At 65.3% G+C, this 1,721-nt stretch carries 1 protein-coding gene; it reads left to right on the top strand.

Features of this window, described 5'->3' with window-relative positions:
* Positions 1 to 135: 135 nt before the first annotated feature.
* Positions 136 to 1,721, top strand: a 1,586-nt coding sequence (locus tag EOD07_RS33475) for an ABC transporter ATP-binding protein (RefSeq protein ID WP_164772795.1), incomplete at its 3' end; no start/stop codon positions are given.

Genomic DNA, 1,721 nt, shown 5'->3' with positions numbered 1-1,721 from the left:
GCCGTAGCCGGGGCTATCCCTTTGTTTTGACGCAATTCCGGACGGAAAACCGCTCACACTTTTCCTGGAATTGCTCTAAGAGGATGCCGAAATGCGGCCCATCCGACACGCGGAAAACCACGAAGCGCCCCTGATTTGACTGTCCAAACGTCCCTCAAACTGAAGGTCCAGCCCACCGAGGTCAGCGCGGTGTTGCGCCGTATCCTGGCCGAAAACGGCAAGGAATACCGCTGGACCTATGTCGTTGCCGTCGCCTGCCTGCTGATCGTTTCGGGCACCACCGCCTTCACGGCGTGGATCATGGCGCCGATGATCAACCAGATCTTCTATGAACGGCGCAGCGACATGATCGTCTGGATCTGCGCCGGTTTCATGGGCGCCTCGCTGCTGCGCGGCTTCGCCGGCTATGGCCAGGCGGTGTCGCTGGCCAGGATCGGCAACAATCTGGTCGCCCGCTATCAGAAGCGCAGCTTCGATCATCTGATGAAGCTCGGCGTCGACTTCTTCAACGAGACCCGTTCCGGCCGGCTGGCGGCTCAGGTGAACGAGAATGTCGGCGGCATCCGCGACCTGCTGTCGCTGACGCTGACCTCCATCAGCCGCGACGCAGTTTCGCTCGTCGCCCTTGTCGGGGTGATGATCTACCAGGATCCGGTGCTGTCGCTCAGCTCGCTGCTGATCGGGCCGCCGCTGATCTGGGCCGTCGTCTACATCACCCGCCGCCTGCGCAAGATCAACCGGGAATCCGTGCTGATCAACTCGCGGCTGAACGGGTCGGTGCAGGAGGCCACGCAAGGCATCGCCATCGTCAAGGCCTTCACCCTGGAGGACGAGCTGGCGCGCCGCATCGGCATCATGGCCGACACGGCCGAGCAGCGTAACAACAAGATCGCCCGCGTCTCGGAGCGGCTGTCGCCGATTTCCGAGATCCTGGGCGGCCTCGCCATCACCGCCGTGCTCGCTTATTCCGGCTACAGGGCGCTGGTGCTTGGGCAGCCGCCGGGCGCGGTGTTTTCCTTCATAACCGCGCTGATCCTGGCCTACGACCCGGCACGGCGCCTGGCGCGCACGCAGGTCGGCATGGAACGCGCCCTGGTCAACGCGCGCATGATCTACGAGCTGCTCGACCTCGAGCCGAAGCAGGGCGACGCCCCAGACGCGGTCGAGGCGAAGGTCACCACCGGCGAGGTGCGCTTCAACAACGTGACCTTCGGCTACAACGCCGACACGCCGGTGCTGAAGGATCTGAGCTTTACCGCCGCGGCCGGCAAGGTCACGGCCGTCGTCGGCGCTTCGGGCGCCGGCAAGTCGACGATGGTGGCGCTGCTGCAGCGCTTCTACGACGTTGACAAGGGCTCGATCGAGGTCGATGGCCAGGATATCGCCAAGGTGACCAAGCATTCGCTGCGCCAATCGATCGCCTATGTGGCGCAGGCGCCCTATCTGTTCGAGGGCACGATCCGCGACAACATCCGCTACGGCCGGCTCTCGGCCACCGACGCCGAGATCGAGCAGGCGGCGAAACAGGCGGCGGCCGACGAGTTCATCCGCCAGCAGCCGGAAGGCTACGACACGCCGGTCGGCGAAGGCGGCTCGACCCTTTCCGGCGGCCAGCGCCAGCGCGTGTCGATCGCGCGGGCCATCGTTCGCCAGGCGCCGATCCTCCTGCTCGACGAGGCGACCTCGGCGCTCGACAACGAGGCGGAAGCGCGTGTGCAGGA

The organism is Mesorhizobium sp. M2C.T.Ca.TU.002.02.1.1 (assembly GCF_003997225.1).
This window is presented reverse-complemented; position numbering and strand designations above follow the sequence as displayed.